The organism is Streptomyces sp. AC555_RSS877 (assembly GCF_019049245.1).
In the GTDB taxonomy this organism is placed as follows: Bacteria; Actinomycetota; Actinomycetes; order Streptomycetales; family Streptomycetaceae; genus Streptomyces.
Genome location: NZ_JAGMUK010000181.1, coordinates 113,508 through 131,885 on the forward strand (window position 1 = coordinate 113,508; position 18,378 = coordinate 131,885).

Below are 18,378 nucleotides of genomic sequence, written 5' to 3' on the forward strand. Positions count from 1 at the left end.
AGACGCGGAATGGCCAACTGGAGTGCATCCCAGTTGGCCACTCCGGTACTCAGCTTGGTGATCAACGTGAGCCGAAGTGCGACAGGTGGCCGCGGTGCCGCGCGTATGCCTGGAGGAGGTGCAATCAAGAACCGGCCAAGAGTCGGGCCCTGCTCTGGCCTCTTGCGCTCGGACGACGTTCCCCAGGTTCCACGAGTCCTTCGCGGAGCCGGGGCGAGGCACTCCGGGCGGGAGGGCGAGGTAGGGCCGGTCAGGTCAGGTCAGGTCAGGTCAGTACGTCGCGCAGCAGCCGCGCGTTCTTCACCACCTGGCTCGATCCGGTGCGCCCCGCGGCCGTCGTGACCTCGGATATCTCGCCCTTCGCCGCGCAGCGGGAGGCGCAGTCGACGCCGAGGGCGAGCAGTGGTCCGGTGCCCCGGACCACGGGGTCGCGCAGCAGGAGGGGCAGGACGGTCTCGAGCACGGACCAGACGGTGGCGTACGCGCCCGTATCGGCCGCTGTCCGCAGGGAGGCGGTCACCCGGTTCGCCTCGACCCATTTGCTGCGCAGCATCTCGGCCAACTGCCGCCCGAGCAGGCGGGCGTCCAGCTGTTCCCGCGCGGCGAGCACGAGCAGCGCGTCCACGGCCGCGTCGCGTTCGCCCTGCTGGTCGTACGTGAGGGTGTACGCCAGTGCCAGGTGCAGCGCGAATCCCGCCGGGCCGCCCGACTCCGCGGCGAACGGCAGGGCGTGGGCCCAGCCCCGCATCGACACGCGGTACCCGAAGTAGTCACGGGCGAGCACGAGTTCGCGGTGGTGCGGCAACTGGGCCAGCCAGAAAGGGACCATCGGGTTGTGGAGGACGCTGTCGTGCGGCCCGATCAGGGTCGCGGCGGCCGGGAGCAGCGGAAGGCCGGGGGCCGGCTCGGGGGGCAGGTGGCTCAGCCATTCCGTCGGGTGCCTGCCCGAGTGGGCGGCGGGCCAGTCTGCCGGCCCGGAGTCCCAGTGCGGCAGACCGCCCTCGCGCAGCCACTGAGCCAGCCGCTGCCCGGCGTCGGACTGGAGTTCCCCGGCCGCGCCCAGCACCTTCTCGTCGGCGGTCGGGGTGACGCGCAGCAGTGCCTGGGCCAGGTCGACCGGCGCGGGCGTGATGCCGAGTCCGTCGAGCACCGAGATCCGCCGCACGAGCACGGCGGCGTCCAGCGCACCCGTGGCATCGGTCGGCACGGCCAGCAGGAACGGCTGCGCGCCGGCCTCGATGATGTCGATCGCCTCGGCCAGGCGCGCCCGCAGCAGCTCCCCTGCCGGGGAGGCGGCGTTGCGCTTGAGGCGGGTGGTGAAGTCGTACTCCCTCGGCTCGTCGCCCCGCAGCGCCCTGGCCACGTCGTACACGTCGGACTGGGTGAAGTCGACGACCTCACGAGGCTCCTTGCGCATGACCGGCTTCAACGCCTGGGCCAGCGCGGCCCGGTCGAGGTGCGCGTGCCGGACCAGTCCGTCCAGGACACGCTCGAACGTCACCACTTCCTTGTCGTTCGCGACGACCGCCGCGAGCTCCTCGGCGACCTCTACGGCCGTCTCGATGGGCCCCGGCACCGTACGCGGCTCCGGCACGACGAGCAGCAAGTCGGCGTGCTGGTCGGTGAGTTGGCTGGCGAGTCGGTCCGTGAGTCGGTCCTGTTCGGTGCCGAGCAGATCGGCGGCCCGGGCCATGAGACCGGGGCTGATCCGTGCGGCGGCCGTGCGCAGTTCGGGCAGTACGGAGCCGCCCGCGGCCTTGAGGTGCCGGGCGATCACGTCGAGGGCGCGCTCCTGCAGGTCGACGTCCCGGTGGTCGAGGGCCGTCGCCGCGTCGAGCACGGTCCGGGCGGCGCGCGCGGGGTCCTTCCGGGCCGCGCGGGCGAGCCGGGTGAGCTGGGCGCGGACCAGCTTCTTCTCCGGTCGTAGCAGCACCCGCCCGCACACCTCGGTGAGCACGTCGGGCTCCAGCAGCCCGGCCTCGTCCAGGCCGATCAGGACCTCCTGGGCGTAGGAGGCCACCGGCGACGACAGGTCGAGCAGTGCCACATGGTCCCGGAGGGCGAGCGCGTTCTCGGCCGGGGTGAGGGCGAGGGCGCGCAGGTACGCGAGCGGCGGCGCGGTCTCCGCGCGTGTGCCGTCCTGCAGGAGCCGGGCGAGCAACGGCTCGGCCAGCGCTACACGTTCGCGGGTCACGGAGGCGTGTTCCACCGGTGTGAGGGCGAGTTCCGTCAGCGCGACCGCGCAGTTCCACCCCCACGATTCGGAGCCGGCCAGGTCCGTGAAGACGCGCCGGATCAGCGCGGCACGGTCGACCAGACCCTCCTCGGCGAGGCTGATGAAGACGCCCAGTCGGGCGTCTTCCCTGATGTACGACCGGCCTCTGGTGGTGAGCGAGTGGTGTAACGATTCCACGCCGAGGTACACACCCGGTCGCTCCAGCGCCAGCGGGAGGAGCATCGGCGACAGGTCGTCCGCGCGCAGCCGCTCCAGGAAGGTGGCACCCGGCTGGGGACCGCCGCGCAGGTGCGCGGGATACTCCCAGGTGTTGTCGCGCCAGCGCAGCCAGCTCGCGATGAACCCGTCGGAGGTCGGGACGGGACAGCCGGTGTCGTGGACGAGGTGTTCGACGAGGTCGGACCTGACGGTCTTCCCGGGCGTCGACCGGTCGGCGAGTTGTGCGACCAAATCGGCCCGCCAGACAACGGGGTGGAGGTTCACGACGTCGAGCATCCAGGCGCCGCCGAGGGGCAGAAAGAGCGAGTCGGCGCCGTTCTCGGGCCGCAGGATCCAGTCGGCCGCGGCCATGGGATCGGTCCGGCAGCCGAGTTCGGCGGCGAGCTGGGCGGCCCTCTCCTCCTCCGGGACGTGGTACCAGCCGGCTCGCAGCGGCGCGCGCCGGGCCTCCAGGGCCTCGGCCTGTGCCGCGCGCTCGTCCGGCGTCAGGGCGCCGAGTTCCCGGAGGACGCCCTCGACGTCCCCTGCTTCCGCGAGGTGGACCAGTTTCATCGTGCCGTCTCCGATCCCTCAACAGCAGTCGCTTCCGCGTCCGCCGCCGTGCCGCGCACCATGCCCACCGCGAGCACGTGCTTGCAGGGGCCGCGCCCTCCCCGGTACTTCGCCCACCAGAAACAGGTGCAGCTCAACCGGCCCGACGCGTCATCGGCCCGGACCACATGGGCGTCGTCGCCCTTCCCGACCCGGGCCAGCGGCCCGTCGAGCCGTACCGCCCCGTCCGCGACGAGGGCCCGCGCCCCGCGCAGCCGGGGGTTGCGCGTCTCGGCGGCGCCCGCGCGGTAGGGCAGATGGCGGTGGAAGTACGCCTCCTCGGCGAGGTCGTAGCCGATCTGGCCGGACGTCCCCAGCATGGTCAGCGCGGCGCGCACCCGGGCGGCCGGCAGACCGGCCTGTGCCGACAGATCGGTGACATCGATCCTCGGCTCCCAGGCCAGCAACTCGGCGACCCGCTCCGCGTCCGCCGCCGCGGGCCCGGTGGCGAGGTCGTGCAGCACTCCGCCCTCGCCGGAGAAGCCGCGCGAGGCACCCGGGGAGAGCAGCAACGTCAGCCGCGCGCCCGGAAGTTCGGCCTCCCAGGCGACGGGGGCCGCCCCGTCCACGGCGTCCGCGGCGGCCGGCGCGTACACCCGTACGGTCGTCGCGTGCCGCAGGACCGTCTGGAGGGTCAGAAGCCGCTCGGGCCCGGGCAGGCACACGGCACCCGGCGCCGGTCTGGTCGTGGGACGCAGTGTGCGGCCCGCCGGCACCACCCAGCGGCTCGTACGGGCATCGGGCCGCTGGGTGGGCCGGGGCAGCGCCCGCAGCACGGCGGCCGCCTCGACTGCGGGCACCTCGGCCCGAAGGGCGAAGCCCGCCGCGAGCACCTGGGCTTCGGCGAAGCCGCGCAGCCAGCGCTCCGGCAGCGGGACCTTCTTCTCCACGAACTCGCCGTCGAAGGTCTTGACCGTCAACTCCTCGGGCCCGACGGCCAGATGGAGGGGGTCGAGCCCGCCGAGCCCGGCCAGGGCCCGCCGCAGGGGCAGGTTGACGTCCACGTTGGTGGTGCCGTGTCCGACGTCGTCACCGTCGAGGCCGGGTGCGAGGACGTCGAGCCGGGCGTAGACACCGCAGCAGCCGGAGAAGGACTCGAACCGGAGCCGGTCGCCGTCGGCCGTCACCACCGGGTCGAGCGAGCTTGTCACGCTGGGCCGGTAGTAGCGGGCGGCGGCCACGTCGGCGACCGTGAGCAGCGCTGTCGCCGCGGCGGCCGGCGCGGTCAGGAACCCGCTGAAGAACCGGGGGTTGGCCGCCTCTCCTGCCGGGGTGGCACCGCCGGAGGTCTCCAGCGCGAGGGTGCGTCCGGCTGTGGATTCGTGCACGGCCGAGGGACGTAAGTAGGAGTAGGACTGCATGAGTTGGGTCACGCGCACACGCTACGGCCGAGGACTGACACCGGTCCGCAGGGGCACCCGCACACCGCCGGAGACATGCGCCGCCGTGTTACGAGTCGGCGCCGTGCTCGGGGCCGCGGCTGGCGATGAAGAGGGTGGCGGTCTGCTCGATCCAGCGTCGCTGGCGGTTCGGTGAGCTCCTTGCCTGACCGACGCCGGTGACGGCAGGCGGCTGCCGGGCCTCACCGGCTGAGGACTCCCCCTGCTCCGGGACCTCGCGCCGTACGTTTCAGGCGTCCGCGCCAAGGTCTTTCCGCATGGCGTCGCGGAGGGACTGGTACGCCTCGTCGTACCGCAGTCGGCCCGTGACGTACTCGTTGCTGTCCCGGCTGCATCCGTCGGCGACGACGTCGCGCAGGTCGCGGAGCCGGCGGAATGAGTCATCCGACGGCCCGACGATGTAGCGAGGCGCACAGATGGAGACCTCGTAGCGCAGGGCTGTGCATGCTTCGAAGGCTTCCCATACGGCACGCGTGCGTTGGTGTGGATCCGGGTCTGGCTCTCGCACGGCGACGCGGCAGGTGTGCCGGGCCGTCGCCAGGGCGGCCAAGTAGGAGACGTAGAGGGAGCGGCGGGTGTCCCTGTGCTGGTCGCCGCGTTCCCTTCTCCAGCGGCGATGGTCCAGGAGACCGGCTGATGCTGTGGCGATGGCACCGCCCACTACGGTGCTGGCCAGCGAGATCCACTCCATTGGCGTCCCCCGTGAGCTGAGCTGTTCAGTGTCATAGCGTGCTCCGGTTCGTGTGCGACGTCGAGACGGCCGGGGTCGTTCCGTGAAGGCGACCGCGAGGGGGGCGTCGTGTCTCGACCGGTGCCCGTGGCAAGCGGACAGGAGTACAGCCATGAGCGCTCCCGGCCCGCCCTGCACCGCCCGTGCGTGGCCATACGATGCGCCAGGAGTAGTTTGACGAGCCTCAGCACTGAGCGGCATGGCTGGTGGGGCATCACAGGAGGGCCGCTTCTCGGCTGAGTTCCGTAGCGAGCGACGGCCTTGGCGTGCAGCAGGATCCGCTATGATCGTTCTCGAGCTGGCAGCCGAACTCCTGGTTGCCGTCGCTGCGTTGGTGGTCCAAGGAAAGACGTCCCGCTTCCTGCGGGGAGATGCAGGTGCAAGGCCTGCCCAGCGCTCCAACAAAAGCCCCATCCCGCGTTGCGCGGGGTGGGGCTTCGGCGTTGCCAGGGAGATCACCCTGCTCGTGACCTCATGAACCAGCCCTTGATCGAGTGTGTCGAACGCGGCCGCAGGATGAGACCTGCCCAGTTCGGAACAAGGGTTGCCGCAGCTGTGCGAAATTCCGGCCCCGATGTGCGGGAGCTGACAGACCAGGAGCCGGGCAAGTTCTGCGGCCTCACCCGTCGGCGGACCTGACTGCTCATCGTGTAACGCGGTGGCCACCGAAGAACCATGTCAGTAGTCTTGGCGTCATTCGCTCCTTACCGATGGAGGGCCCTTCACATGACCACCTCGTTCGTCCGTCCTGAACCGCCGTACTACGCGGTGATCATCACCTCCCGGCCGACCGCGGATCTCGAAGGCTACGCGGCGATGAGCAAGCGCATGGCCGAACTTGGCGAGGTGCAACCCGGCTATCTCGGCCGCGAGTCGCTGACGGACGAGGACGGCCGGGACCTCGTCGTCATCTACTACGCAGACGAGGCATCGATAGCGGCGTGGAAGGCCCACCCCGAGCATCTCCAAGCACAGCGGCTCGGACGTGAACGCTGGTACTCCTCGTACAGCGTTGAAGTCGCGCGAGTGGAGCGCGCCTACGCATACAGCCGCGACTGAGGCAGTGATCCCGACGGCCGGTTGACGCCCGCCGAGCCTGTGGGTCGAAGGTCCGGGGGCGGAAGCTGACGCCGCACACAAGGAGTGCCTTCGGTGCCGCGGAGGGGCGGGGCCAGAGAGACCGGCATAACCTGACCGCCGGACCGAGCCGGTGCCTCATGGCCGGCCGCTTCACCGGGTCGTCGGGTCCGTTGCGCCCGTGGGGAATTCCTCGACGCCGATGACGCGCAGCAGCTCCAGCCGCTCGCGGGTCTCGGCGTCCGCCGGGGTGAGCACCAGGAGTTGCTGACCCTGGTCGGGAGTGACCAGGGTCTCGCAGTCCATCAGCAGGCGGCCGACCCGCGGATGCAGCAGGGTCTTGCGGTCGGCACGCCGGACCGCCACCTCGTGCTCGGCCCAGAGCCGGCGGAAGTCGGCGCTCGCGGCCTGCAACCGGTCGACGAGTCCGGCGACCGTGGAGTCGCCGGTCCGGCGTCCGGCGGCCGCACGCAAGTCGGCTACGAGCCGGCGGGCGTGGCGTTCGTGTTCCTCGGGCGGGGTGACGGCGCGTACTGCGGGGTCGGTGAACCAGCGGTACGCGACGTAGCGGCGGTCGCCGGAGAAGCCCGTGTGGTTGCCGGTGAGCAGGAGTGAGGCCCGGTTCTGGGCGAGGACTTCGCCCAGGTCGGACAGGACCAGGGCCGGGGTGTCGCCGAGCAGGTCGAGCATACGGATCAGGCCGGCGCGGGCCAGGCGGGCCACTCCGTCGGCGGGTGGGGGCTGGTGGCCGGCCAGGTGGAACAGGTGGACGCGCTCGTCGTCGGAGAGGCGCAGCGCCCGGGCCAGCGCGCCGAGCAGCTGGACCGAGGGCTGGCTGCTGCGGCCCTGCTCGAGGCGTACGACGTAGTCCACCGACATGCCGGCGAGCGTCGCCACCTCTTCCCGGCGCAGGCCGGAGGTGCGGCGGCGGGGGCCGTCGGCGATGCCGACATCGGCCGGACGCATCGCCTGGCGGCGGCGGCGCAGGAAGTCGGCGAGCTGGTCACGTTGCATGTTCCCCATGGTCCTCGCAGCGGCCGGGCCGATCCAGGGAGCGTCTCTCCCAGGATGAACGCTCCGCTCCCGTACATCGCGGCGCGGGCGCAGGGTGGGTGGCGGATCGACGACGAAGGAGAACGCGATGCAGACACGAACCCTGGGCACCACCGGCCCGGCCGTTTCCGCGCTGGGCCTGGGCGCGATGGGCATGTCGGGCGCCTACGGCGAGGCCGACCGCGCGGAGAGTATCGCCACCGTCCACGCCGCGCTGGAAACCGGCGTCACGCTGATCGACACCGGCGACTTCTACGCCATGGGCCACAACGAGCTGCTGATCGCCGAGTCGCTGCGCGGCCGGGACCGGGACGGCTACCAGTTGAGCGTCAAGTTCGGCATGATGCGAGGCCCGGGCCCGGAGTTCGGCGGGATGGACGGGCGTCCCGAGGCGGTGAAGAACTTCCTGGCCTACTCGCTGACCCGCCTGGGCACCGACCACATCGACATCTACCGCCCCGCCCGGCTGGACCCGGCGATACCGATCGAGGAGACGGTGGGCGCGATCAAGGAGATGATCGACGCCGGCTACGTCCGTCACCTCGGCCTCTCGGAGGTCGACGCGGCGACGATCCGCCGGGCGCATGCCGTGCACCCGGTCGCCGACCTGCAGATCGAGTACTCGCTGATCTCCCGCGCCGTGGAGGCGGACATTCTGCCCACACTCAGGGAGCTCGGCATCGGCCTGACCGCGTACGGAGTTCTCAGCCGCGGCCTCATCTCCGGGCACTGGTCAGTCGGCCACACCGCCGGCCCCGGCGACAGCCGCGGCTTCAGCCCGCGGTTCTCGAGCGGGAACGTGGAACACAACCTCGCCCTCGTGGAAGCACTGCGCCAGGTTGCCGACGCGAAGGGGTGCACGGTCGCTCAACTGGCCATCGCCTGGGTGGCCGCGCAGGGCGACGACATCGTGCCGCTGGTCGGCGCTCGCACCCGCGAACGGCTGGCCGAGGCGCTGCCCGCGATGGACCTGATCCTCACCGCGGACGACCTCGCGGATATCGAGAAGGCGGTGCCGCCCGGCGCGGCGCGCGGCGACCGATACCCGTCCGCGTTCATGTCCGGTCTCGGCGCCGGCAACTGAGTCCGCGGGATGACACGGCGGAAGGAATCGACCTCTCAGGTACGTCGGCAGGGGCTTGGACGTGTCCTGTCACTGGCCGCTGGGTGCCCTGTAGGGCTGGAGGAGTTGGTCGACGGGTGCGTAGTCGTCGGTGAGCAGTCGGGCATCGCCGATCCAGGAGGTGAGGTCGTTGCCGGTGGCGATTTTCCAGCCGGTTTGCCGGGCGTCCAGTGCTTCCTGGGTCGCGCGGAGGTCGACTGGTCGGTTGGAGGCGAGCACCACCATATTGCCGCCCTTGGAGGTGGCGGTCGGGTCGAGGCCGATATCGGCGGGTTCGCCGGCGAGGGCGACGTGCTCGAACGTCTCGCTGAGGGTGGCTACTTCGGCACGGGCGAAGGCCAGACCACCGTGATCGATGAGATTGGCGACGTACAGGCCGTCCTCGTTGAGCACTCGCCGTACGTCCGTCATCGCTTCCACCGTGGTGAGGTGCCACGGCACGCTGACGCCTCCGAAGGCGTCGCCGACGACGAGGTCACGACTGCCGGCATCCAGCCGCCGCAGGCCGAGCCTGCCGTCCTCGACGCGTACGTCGATACCGGCTGCTGATCTCAGGCCGAGTTGGTCGCGGTCGATGCCCACGACGCCACTGTCGATCTCGGATACGAGGCTCCGCGTCCCGGGCCGCGTGGCCGCGAGGTATCGGGGAAAGGTGAGTCCGCCGCCGCCGAGGTGGTGGGAAGCAAGTGGCTGACCCTTGGGAAAGGCGGCATCGACCACCGACGCGATGGCACGCACATACGTGAACTCCAGGAAGGTCGGGTCGTCGAGGTCGACGTAGGAGTGCCGCACGCCGTCCAGAACGAGTGTGCGGCCGCTGGCCCGGTCGGGGTCTGCGACGACCCGTGCGCAGTGGTACCTGGTCTCCGCGTCGCAGCCACCGGGGGCGACCAGGGTGGAGAGGCCGCCGGCAACGACGACGAGTGTGAGGGCAGGGGCGCTTCTCCACCCGCGCGTTCGCCACTCAACCAGCGCCGAGCCGACCACCAGCAGTGTCCCGAGGCCGATCAGGATGCCGCTGACCGGCAACCGCGACACGAGGACGAAGCCGGTGAGGACGGTGCCGACGATGGCGCCCACGGTGCCGACGCCGGACAGTCGGCCGACGACCGTTCCCGTCTCGGCGAGGCTGGTGAGACGCAACTTGGTCACGATCGGCGTCACCGCAGAGAGCAGCGCGCCCGGCACGAGGATGGTCAGCGACGCGATCAGCAAGAGCAGCGCCGGCGCCCACTCCGCGGTGGTGCGCAGTACGGCAGGGGTGAGAGCCACGACCGCTCCCGACACCCCGAGCGAAGGGCCGATGAGCCGGCGTGGATTGACCTGGTCGGCGATGCGCCCACCCAGCCAGGAGCCGAGGGCGATGGCGGTGAGGGCGATGCCGATCACCATGGTGCTGGTCTCGAGAGTGAGGCCGAGGTAAGGAGCCAGCAGCCGCAGAGCGACGATCTCGACCACCAGGACTGCGGCCGAGGACCCGAACACCAGCACGGCAGCGGCACGAGAGCCCACGCCGTCGTCGCGAGGCATGCCCTCGGCGACAAGCGAGGAAGACGATCCGGTCACAGGCGACATCCTTGCACGCTACCCGTCTCCGGACAGGAGTTGAGAGAAGCCGCCGGTCACGGGATCTGATCCGGAGACGGCGTGTCTGGTGCTACACCCCTGGTGGTACACCGGCAACCACCCTGGTTGCAGGCGCAGTTCAACCCCTGGGTGGGCGAGAGGGAGCAGTCCTTCCCACTAGCTTTCCCTGTACCCGGCCAACATCGCCTCGGGCGAGCGACCGCACCACCGCTGGGGGACGGGCTCCCCTGCATTCGGGAACCGAAGGGACCTGGAAATGAAGCGACAGCTCATGAGTACGTTCGCCATCCTGACCTTGGCCGGCTCCGGCCTCGTGGCCACGGCGAACAGCGCCTCCGCCGCCGCGTCAGCGATCTCGTGCACGAGGGTGTTCGACGACGGCAACACACTGGGGCTGAAGTGCACCGGCGCACCCTTCTTCGTGGCCGCGAAGTGCAAGAACGGGAAAACCGCACAAGGCGCCGTCGCGGCTTCAGGGACGACGTCGTACGCATACTGCACGAGCTACAACTCCTCACTCGCCAGCCCTCGGTCCTACCGCGGATATGAGGTGTAGATCTGGGCCAACCGTAGGGCGGCCGACCGCGTGCCGGCCCGCGCGTCAGGGGCCGAGACGCTTGGTCACTTGTCGCGGGACACGGGGACGGTCAGTGCGACTTCGAAGCCGCCCTGCGGGCCGGGCCCGGCGGTCACTGTCCCGCCGTAGATACCGGCCCGCTCACGCATGCCGATGAGACCATGGCCGGCGTGCTCCGCGGTGGTGGCGACGGGAATTGACTCCTGTCCGTCGTCGGACACGAGGACATGAACCGCGGCCTCGTCGTAGTGCACCGTGACGCTCGCGTTCGCTGTCGGCGCGTGTTTCATGACGTTGGTGAGAGCTTCCTGGATGACTCGGTAGACACACAGGTCGGCGCCGGGCGGCAGCGCGAACGGGGCACCTGTGATCCGGAGGTCGACGGGGACGCCCGCGGCTTGGACGCGTCGGGCCAACTGCTCCAGTCGCCCGAGACCGGGGGCCGCGTTGAGGTCGCTCGCCCCCTCCTGGGCACGCTCGGCTCCTTCCCGGAGCACGACCAGCATGCGGCGCATCTCCTCCATCGCCTCGTGGGCGCTGCCCGAGATGGTCCCCAACGCCTCGCGGGCCGTCCTTGGATCGGAGGTGAAGACGTATCCGGCCAGGCCGGTCTGGACGGAAATCGCGGACACGTGGTGGGCGATCACGTCGTGCAGTTCACGGGCTATGCGCATGCGCTCGGCCATGACGGCCCGCTGCGCCTTCTCCTCCTGTTCCAGGCGCAGTTGCTCGCTGAGCACCGCGAGCCGCTCGCCGCGCTCCGCGAGCCGGCGCGAGCGGTCACCGGTCACCCACAGGACGGCGACCGTCACCGTCACGAAGACCACACTCTGCGGGCCGATCCCGGGCTCGGCGAGCCGCGTGCCCCACAGCAGTACGAGCAGCGACCCAGCGGCGCACGTCGCCACGACCCTGCGCGGGCGCAACGCCGCGACGGTGTAGAACGCCAGGCCCAGTCCGCAGACGACGACCACGTGGTAGTAGCCCAGGGTGACATAGCACAGCGTGCAGGCCGCGGTGGAGACGAGCACGGTCAGGGGAGCCCTGCGGCGCACGGTCAGCGGAAGATAGACCGCTGCGATCAGCACGTAGGCCCATACGTCGGTTTGCCGCCAATAGCCATGCGAGTTCGGCCAGTTGTGCAGCATGGTGCCCATGATTCCGAGTGACACCACCGCGTAGACGATGTCTGCCACCTGCGAGAAGGCCTGGCGAACCGTCCCGCTCCACGTGAGCTGCGCGAACATCGTCCGAGCGTAGGCCCCCAGCGATCGATCCACCCGGCTTTCCACGACAGCTCCACCCCAGGTCGTACACCGGCGACCGGTCCGGGCGGACTCCCGGCATGCACTGGATCTGGCGGGAGTTCAGGGGCCGAGACGCTTGGTCACTTGTCGCGGGACACGGGGACGGTCAGTGCGACTTCGAAGCCGCCCTGCGGGCCGGGCCCGGCGGTCACTGTCCCGCCGTAGATACCGGCCCGCTCACGCATGCCGATGAGACCATGGCCGGCGTGCCCCGCGGTGGTGGCGGCGGGAATTGACTCCTGTCCGTCGTCGGACACGAGGACATGAACAGCGGCCTCGTCGTAGTGCACCGTGACGCTCGCGTTCGCTGTCGGCGCGTGCTTCATGACGTTGGTGAGAGCTTCCTGGATGACTCGGTAGACACACAGGTCGGCGCCGGGCGGCAGCGCGAACGGGGCACCTGTGATCCGGAGGTCGACGGGGACGCCCGCGGCTTCGACGCGTCGGGCCAACTGCTCCAGCCGCCCGAGACCGGGGGCGGCGGTGGGGGCGCCTGCCCCCTCCTCGGCACGTTCGGTCCCTTCCCGGAGCACGACCAGCATGCGGCGCATTTCGACCATGGCCTCGTGGGCGCTGGCAGCGATGGTGTCCAGCGCATTGCGGGCCGTCCTTGGATCGGAGGTGAAGACGTATCCGGCCAGGCCGGTCTGGACGGAGATCACTGACACGTGGTGGGCGATCACGTCGTGCAGTTCACGGGCAATCTTCATGCGCTCGGCCATGACGGCCCGCTGCGCCTTCTCCTCCTGTTCCAGGCGCAGTTGCTCGCTGAGCACCGCGAGCCGCTCGCCGCGCTCCGCGAGCCGGCGGGACCGGTCGCCGGTCACCCAGGTGACGGCGACCATCACGGTCACGAAGGCCACACTGAACGGGCCGCTCCCGGGCTCGGCGAGGCGCGCGCCCCACAGCAGCACGAGCAGCGATGCGGCGGCGCACTTCGCGGCGACCCGGCGCGGGCACTGCGCCGCGACGGTGTACAGGGCCAGGCCCAGTCCGCTGACGACGACCACGTGGTAGTAGGCCAGGGCGAAGTAACACAGCACGCAGGCCGCGGTGCCGACGAGCACCGTCAGGGGAGCCCGGCGGCGCACGGCCAGCGGAAGATAGACCGCTGCGATCAGCACGTAGGCCCATACATCGGTCTGCCGCCAATAGCCGTGCGGGTCGGGCAGGTTGCGCAGCGCAGTGCTCGAGATCCAGACCGACACCACCGCGTAGACGGTGTCTGCGACCTGTGGGAAGGCCCTGCGAACCGCCGGGCTCCACGTGCGCTGCGCGAACATCGTCCGAGCGTAGGCCGCACGCGATCGCTCCACCCGGCTTTCCTCCCCAGCTACACCCGTGGTGGTAGACCGACGACCACTCTGGTTGCAGGCGTGGTTCAACCTATGCGCGCCGTCGCGTGGATGCCGTGTCGCGGGCCTCCGGTACCAGGAACTGCGCAGGCCGGCACGTGGACCCGCGGAGGGTGGCCGACGCAGAGGCGGAGGCGGGGATGAAAGATGTCATGCGCCCCCGCCAGGCGGCCGGACCCCGTGGACGGCGACGCCAGGCAGGGCGCCGGACGGCCTCGCGTCGGCCGGCAGTCGTGCTCACAGCAGGTCTGCCCAGCCCGTCCAGCCGCTGGTGGCTTTCGTGACGCGGGGTTTGAAGGTGCCGGTGCCGGTGGCCGCGTAGAAGTACAGGGCGCCGGAGGAGTTCGTGGCCATGAGATCGGCCTTGCCGTCGCCGTTGGCGTCGCCGGGCGAGAAGAGTTTGCTGTACTGCTGCCAGCCGGTGCCGATCTTCACCCGGGCCGAGAAGGGGGCGGAAGCCGAGCCGGTGCCCGCGTAGCGCCACAGGGTGCCGGAGGTGTCCCGGGCCAGGAGGTCGGGGCGGCCGTCGCCCGTGAAGTCGCCTGCGCCGACAAGGGCGTTGTACTGCTGCCAGCCGGTGCCGAGCTTGACGCGGCCGGCGACGGACATGCCGGAGGCGTTGCCCTGGTAGAGGTAGAGCGTGCCGGTGCTGGTCACGGCGAGGAGGTCGCCCTTGCCGTCACCGGTCAGGTCACCGGGGCCGACGATGCGCTGGTACGAGGTGGAGTCGGCGGCCAGCAGGGGGTCCGCGAGGGCGTAGTACGCCGGGTTGGTCAGCTTGCCGCTGCTGACCGACTGGACGACCAGGTCGGCGAGGCCGTTCTCGCGGAGTGCGGAGGCGTACGCGAGGCGGGTGCTGGCGGACGGCCATGCCCCGCCGACCAGGAGCTTGCCGGTCAGCGTGCCGGTGCCGGTGACCTCGTAGCTGTAGACGTTTCCGGCCGACGTACGGCCCATGGTTCCGAACTTGCCGAAGTGCGGGTTGTTGCCGGCTCCCGCGAACTGTGTGGCCTTGCCCCAGCCCTTGCTGCGGGCGGAACGGGTGCCGAAGGTGCCGTTGCCGTTGCCCGCGTAGAACCACAGGTTGCCGGAGAAGTCCCTGGCCAGCAGGTCGGTCTTGCCGTTGCCGTCCCAGTCGCCGCCGCCGATGATCTGGTTGTACGACGCCCACTCGGTCTTCGCGTCCTTGACCTTGGCGCTGAAGGTTCCGCCCTTCTTGCCCAGGTAGCGGTAGAGGGCACCGGCCGGGGTGCGGGCCAGCAGGTCGCCGACGCCGTCGCCGTTCAGGTCGCCGGCGCCGATCATTTCGTCGTACTGCTGCCAGCCGGTGCCGATCTTCACGGGGCTGCCGAAGTCGCCGGTGCCCTTGCCCGGGTAGTAGTAGAGGGTGCCGGTGGGGGTGCGGGCCAGCAGGTCGGCCTTGCTGTCGGCGTTCATGTCGCCCGGGGCGGCGATCTTGTTGTACGTCTGCCACCCGGTCGCGACCGTACGGCGTGAACCCAGGCCGCCGGTGACGCGTGCGTAGATGCCGGGATGGAAGGACAGCACGCCGCTCGGGCTGAGGGTCAGCACGTCCTGGACGCCGTCCGAGTCGAGGTCGCCGGGGGTGAGTACGTCCTTCACCTTCGCGACGTCCGCGTCCAAGACCATGGTCTCGGCCGGGCCGGTGTTGATGTACAGCTGGCCCGCGACATTGCGGTAGACCAGGTCGGACGTGCCGTCGCCGTCGTAGTCGCCGCGCGCCGGGGCGATCGCGTCCGCGTCGCCGGGCAGCACCGCGAAGACGCCTGCCGCCAGCACCGCCGCCGTGCCGGCCAGCACGGATGCCTTCATGGCGAGGGGGCGCCGGTGTCTGTGACCCCCGTCGCGCAGCCGGGGTCGAGTGGTGAACACGTTCTCTCCCGGAGGGTCAGGGGGTGGTGGAGGGCGTGGCGGAGGGGGTCGTCGACGAGGTGGTGGAGATGTTGCCCGCGGACTCGGTCGCTGTGGCCGACGGCTCTCCCGACGTGGCCGAACCCGTCGGATCCGCTGAGGCCGTCGTCTCGGCCTGGGTGGCCGTGTCCGTCGGCGTCGCGGACGCCTCCGCGCTCGTGCTCGCCGAGGACGAGGACGAGGACGAGGACGGGGTCTGGACCCCGACCTGATACACGCCCGGGACACCGTCCTCCACCCGGAAGGTCGCGGCCTGGGTGGTCTTCCCGTTCCTCGTCGACACGGTGGAGACCGTCCTCAGTTGTGCCTCGATGCGGTCCGCGGTGATGTCGAAGAGGAGGTAGCCGCGCCGGGCGTCGATCATCTTCCAGTGCGGGTTGTCCGCCAGCTTGGGCGCCCACTCGGCGGCGAAGGCCGCCAGGTCCTCGTCTCCGGCACTGGAGATGGACGTCCCGACGAACTCCGCGCCGACCACGGGTGAGTTCACGTCGTCGAAGTCCAGCTTGAGGTCGCTGACGATGGTGCGGTGCCGGTCGCCGGAGAGCACCACAGGGTTGCGGACGTCCTGGAACTCCGCGAGCAGGGAGGCCCGTTCCCTCTGGTAGCCGTCCCAGGCGTCGTACGCCCACTCCTTGCCGACGCCGGCGAGGAAGTCGGTCTCGGCCATCATCACCTGGGAGGCGACCAGGTTCCACTGCCTGCCGGAGCTGCGTGCGCTGTTCACCAGCCAGTTCCGCTGGGTGTCGCCCATGATGACGCGGCCGGTCGCCGTGGCCCCGTCGGCGGTGGTCGCCTGGTCGTCGCGGTACTGCCGGGTGTCCAGGACGTGCAGTCGGGCGAGGGTGCCGAAGTCGAGCTTGCGGTACATCAGGACGTCGGGGCCGCTGGGCTTCTGCGCGGCACGGATCGGCATGTGCTCGTAGAAGGCCTGGAAGGCGGCCTTCCGGCGGGCCAGGAACTTGTCGGTGGGCCAGGCCACCGGGTCGTTCGCCACGTCACCGGCCCAGTCCTGCTCCACCTCGTGGTCGTCGAAGACGACGACGAAGGGGGCGGCGGCGCGCATCGCCTGCAGGTCCGGGTCGGTGCCGTACTGCTCGTGCCGGGCGCGGTACTCGGTGAGCGTGACGGGCGAGCCCGTGCCTTCGTGGCGGCGTACGCGGTAGGAGTAGGCGGGGCTCTCGTAGATGTAGTCGCCGACGAACAGCACGAGGTCAGGATTCTGGTCGCGCATGTCCTGGTAGGCGGTGAAGTAGCCGTGCGCCCAGTTCTGGCAGGAGGCGAGAGCGATCCGCAGTTTCTCGGGGGTGCTTCCGGCGGCGGGGGCGGTGCGGGTGCGGCCGGTGCGGGAGGTGCGGCTCAGCGCCTTGAACCGGTACCAGTAGTCGGTGGCCGGGGTCAGGCCCGTGACGTCCACGTGGACGCTGTAGCCGAGGCTGCTGCTCGCCGTCGCCGTACCGCTCTTGACGATCTTCGTGAATCCGCTGTCCGAGGCGAGCTCCCAGGTCACCGCCACGGTGGGCGGCAGGATGCCGGAGCTGCCCGGATTCGCGGGCAGCACCCTGGTCCACAGCACGATCGCGGTGGGCAGCGGGTCGCCGGAGGCGACGCCCAGCTTGAAGACCGTGCCGCTGACCGACGTACCGGCACCGGCCGTGGCGGTGGCCCCGCCCACGGAGGCCGAGGCGCTGCCCGACAGCAGTTGGCCGGCGGCCACCGCGCTCGCGGCTCCCAGCGTGACCGCTCCCGCGCCCAGGAAACGCCTACGGTGTATCGCTCCCGGGTCCATGCTGTTGTCGCTCGGGTGCACTGCCGTGCCTTCCCCCCAAAGGCGGTGCCGTGCGCAGCGCCGGTGAACGTGATCGTCGTGGATTCTATGCAATACCCTCACACTTGTGGGACCGGGTCCGTCAATTCGTTCGAGCAACCGGCAGGAGACATGCGCCGACCACTGATGTCCGCAGGCAGCACGGTCCTGTTTGTCGTCCTTGCCGTCGGCACGGCGGGGTGCTCGTCGTCGTCCGGTACCGCGGACGGTTCGGGAAGAGATTCTCGTACTGCCTCCGATTCCGATTCCGGTTCCGGTTCTGCTTCGGGCTCGGGCTCGTCGAGCGCGGCGGACGAGGGCGGGCCGCAGGCCGACGGTTCGCAGAACGGCGGGGCACTGAGCGCCGACGGAAGCGGAACTCCGGGCGGTAGTGACAGCGGTGGCAGCAATGGCAACGGCAGCGCGTCCTCCTCACCCGGGGTGCTCTTCGGAGCCGACTCCCTCCCCAGCCCCGCCGCGGACCACTGCCGTACGAAGAACCTGAAGGCCGTGGCTCGCAGCACCGGTCAGGGCCGGGCCTCGGTCGTGATCACCAACAAGGGGGCCGGCTCCTGCACGGTGAGCGGCTTCCCCTCCCTCCTCTTCGTCAGCGAGGCCGGCCGGACCGAGCTGCCCGTGGACTGGGACGGATCAGCCGCCGACGCCGCGAAACTCACGCTCGCTCCCGGGGACTCCGCTTCCGCCACGCTCACCTTCACCGGCCTCGACGAGTGCGACCCGATCACCGGACTCGACATCGTCCCTCCCGGAGAGTCCCGCCCCCTCACACCTGCTTTCACTGACACCGGCGGGAAGAAGCGGGCGGTACGCATCTGCGACACCGGAGTACGAGTGAAGGCGTTCTCGTCCGGGCGGTGAGGTTCCCCGGGCGGCTCCACCACCAGATGACGGCGATGCCCGTGAGAAGGCCGAGTGCGTATCCGATCGTCCGACCGTCGAGGTTCGTGGGGCGCCGGGTGCGATGTGGCTGGGCCGATGCCACGGAAAGGCCGTGAGTCGACTTCACGGACGGTGGTGCGGGAGTCTTCTCGGTTGCGGACAACTCCGCTGTGATGTGCTGCCATACCCGCTCCGGAGGGGTGGTCGGGAGGTCTGACTCCTCCACGCCACGGGCGGAGACGACGACCCGTGTGATGAGGCGCAGTTCCTCCTGGCAGCGGCTACATGCGGCGATGTGCTGCAGGGCGCCGGGGCCGTTTCTCGAGATGTCATTTCCCAGTGCCAGTTCCAACAGGTGTGCGGGCTCGACATGTGGCACCGTCACCCTCCTGTCCTGTCCTGTGCTCCGCCCCGCCCCGCCTCGCCTCGCCCCACTTTCCCGCCCCGGCCCCCGGCCCGGGCGATGTCCGTGTACGGATGCGCTCGC

13 protein-coding genes are annotated in these 18,378 nt (G+C 70.5%); 4 read left to right on the forward strand and 9 right to left on the reverse strand.

All coding sequences use genetic code 11. The features are described from left to right. Positions 1-265: 265 nt before the first annotated feature. The 3 genes from KUM49_RS39040 to KUM49_RS39050 form a co-directional block, all read right to left on the reverse strand. On the reverse strand, positions 266-3,007 hold the full coding sequence (locus tag KUM49_RS39040) for a DUF6493 family protein (protein WP_217241683.1): 2,742 nt from the start codon (positions 3,005-3,007) through the stop codon (positions 266-268). Continuing rightward, entirely contained in the window at positions 3,004-4,407 is a 1,404-nt protein-coding gene (locus tag KUM49_RS39045; protein ID WP_217241727.1) for an SWIM zinc finger family protein, read from the reverse strand. The genes KUM49_RS39040 and KUM49_RS39045 overlap by 4 nt, the downstream gene beginning before the upstream one ends. Positions 4,408-4,675: 268 nt before the next feature. Beyond that, positions 4,676-5,137 carry a hypothetical protein gene (locus KUM49_RS39050; RefSeq protein ID WP_217241684.1) on the reverse strand — a complete coding sequence of 154 codons (462 nt, stop codon included), beginning with the start codon at positions 5,135-5,137 and terminating at the stop codon, positions 4,676-4,678. Between the two features lie 765 nt (positions 5,138-5,902). On the opposite strand from KUM49_RS39050, the gene KUM49_RS39055 reads away from it, so the two are divergent. After that, entirely contained in the window at positions 5,903-6,235 is a 333-nt protein-coding gene (locus tag KUM49_RS39055) for an antibiotic biosynthesis monooxygenase (RefSeq protein WP_217241685.1), read from the forward strand. 171 nt (positions 6,236-6,406) lie between these two features. Here the strand turns inward: KUM49_RS39055 and KUM49_RS39060 are convergent, their stop codons facing one another. Then, a complete protein-coding gene (locus KUM49_RS39060) occupies positions 6,407-7,267 on the reverse strand; it encodes a helix-turn-helix domain-containing protein (protein ID WP_217241686.1) in 861 nt (286 codons plus the stop codon). A gap of 127 nt (positions 7,268-7,394) precedes the next feature. On the opposite strand from KUM49_RS39060, the gene KUM49_RS39065 reads away from it, so the two are divergent. After that, positions 7,395-8,390: an aldo/keto reductase gene (locus KUM49_RS39065; RefSeq protein ID WP_217241687.1), complete on the forward strand. Its 996-nt coding sequence runs from the start codon at positions 7,395-7,397 to the stop codon at positions 8,388-8,390. Between the two features lie 69 nt (positions 8,391-8,459). On the opposite strand, the gene KUM49_RS39070 is transcribed toward KUM49_RS39065, so the two are convergent. Next, positions 8,460-10,004, reverse strand: a complete 1,545-nt coding sequence (locus KUM49_RS39070) for a fused MFS/spermidine synthase (protein ID WP_217241688.1) — start codon at positions 10,002-10,004, stop codon at positions 8,460-8,462. A gap of 283 nt (positions 10,005-10,287) precedes the next feature. Here KUM49_RS39070 and KUM49_RS39075 point away from each other — a divergent pair, with 283 nt between their 5' ends. Next, the gene (locus KUM49_RS39075; protein WP_217241689.1) at positions 10,288-10,572 is read left to right on the forward strand and encodes a hypothetical protein; all 285 of its coding nucleotides are present in this window, start codon (positions 10,288-10,290) and stop codon (positions 10,570-10,572) included. A 65-nt stretch (positions 10,573-10,637) separates the two neighbouring features. Here KUM49_RS39075 and KUM49_RS39080 read toward each other — a convergent pair whose 3' ends face one another. From KUM49_RS39080 to KUM49_RS39095, 4 genes are all read right to left on the reverse strand, one after another. Next, on the reverse strand, positions 10,638-11,840 hold the full coding sequence (locus tag KUM49_RS39080) for a sensor histidine kinase (RefSeq protein WP_254402451.1): 1,203 nt from the start codon (positions 11,838-11,840) through the stop codon (positions 10,638-10,640). 140 nt (positions 11,841-11,980) lie between these two features. Continuing rightward, the gene (locus tag KUM49_RS39085) at positions 11,981-13,183 is read right to left on the reverse strand and encodes a sensor histidine kinase (protein WP_254402452.1); all 1,203 of its coding nucleotides are present in this window, start codon (positions 13,181-13,183) and stop codon (positions 11,981-11,983) included. Between the two features lie 309 nt (positions 13,184-13,492). Beyond that, complete coding sequence (locus tag KUM49_RS49225; RefSeq protein WP_217241692.1) at positions 13,493-15,148, reverse strand: VCBS repeat-containing protein; 1,656 nt, start codon at positions 15,146-15,148, stop codon at positions 13,493-13,495. Positions 15,149-15,164: 16 nt separating this feature from the next. Beyond that, a complete protein-coding gene (locus KUM49_RS39095) occupies positions 15,165-16,973 on the reverse strand; it encodes an alkaline phosphatase D family protein (RefSeq protein WP_254402474.1) in 1,809 nt (602 codons plus the stop codon). Between the two features lie 165 nt (positions 16,974-17,138). Here KUM49_RS39095 and KUM49_RS49230 point away from each other — a divergent pair, with 165 nt between their 5' ends. Then, entirely contained in the window at positions 17,139-17,870 is a 732-nt protein-coding gene (locus KUM49_RS49230) for a DUF4232 domain-containing protein (RefSeq protein WP_254402475.1), read from the forward strand. The last annotated feature ends 508 nt before the right edge of the window (positions 17,871-18,378 follow it).

Excerpts from the sequence above, each read along its gene's own strand:
- KUM49_RS39080 (WP_254402451.1), bottom strand. The coding sequence starts at position 11,840 with ATGTTCGCGCAGCTCACGTGGAGCGGGACGGTTCGCCAGGCCTTCTCG.
- KUM49_RS39050 (WP_217241684.1), bottom strand. The coding sequence starts at position 5,137 with ATGGAGTGGATCTCGCTGGCCAGCACCGTAGTGGGCGGTGCCATCGCC.
- KUM49_RS39070 (WP_217241688.1), bottom strand. The coding sequence starts at position 10,004 with ATGTCGCCTGTGACCGGATCGTCTTCCTCGCTTGTCGCCGAGGGCATG.
- KUM49_RS39095 (WP_254402474.1), bottom strand. The coding sequence starts at position 16,973 with ATGGACCCGGGAGCGATACACCGTAGGCGTTTCCTGGGCGCGGGAGCG.
- KUM49_RS39085 (WP_254402452.1), bottom strand. The coding sequence starts at position 13,183 with ATGTTCGCGCAGCGCACGTGGAGCCCGGCGGTTCGCAGGGCCTTCCCA.
- KUM49_RS39055 (WP_217241685.1), top strand. The coding sequence starts at position 5,903 with ATGACCACCTCGTTCGTCCGTCCTGAACCGCCGTACTACGCGGTGATC.
- KUM49_RS39060 (WP_217241686.1), bottom strand. The coding sequence starts at position 7,267 with ATGCAACGTGACCAGCTCGCCGACTTCCTGCGCCGCCGCCGCCAGGCG.
- KUM49_RS39040 (WP_217241683.1), bottom strand. The coding sequence starts at position 3,007 with ATGAAACTGGTCCACCTCGCGGAAGCAGGGGACGTCGAGGGCGTCCTC.
- KUM49_RS49230 (WP_254402475.1), top strand. The coding sequence starts at position 17,139 with ATGTCCGCAGGCAGCACGGTCCTGTTTGTCGTCCTTGCCGTCGGCACG.
- KUM49_RS39075 (WP_217241689.1), top strand. The coding sequence starts at position 10,288 with ATGAGTACGTTCGCCATCCTGACCTTGGCCGGCTCCGGCCTCGTGGCC.
- KUM49_RS39065 (WP_217241687.1), top strand. The coding sequence starts at position 7,395 with ATGCAGACACGAACCCTGGGCACCACCGGCCCGGCCGTTTCCGCGCTG.
- KUM49_RS39045 (WP_217241727.1), bottom strand. The coding sequence starts at position 4,407 with ATGCAGTCCTACTCCTACTTACGTCCCTCGGCCGTGCACGAATCCACA.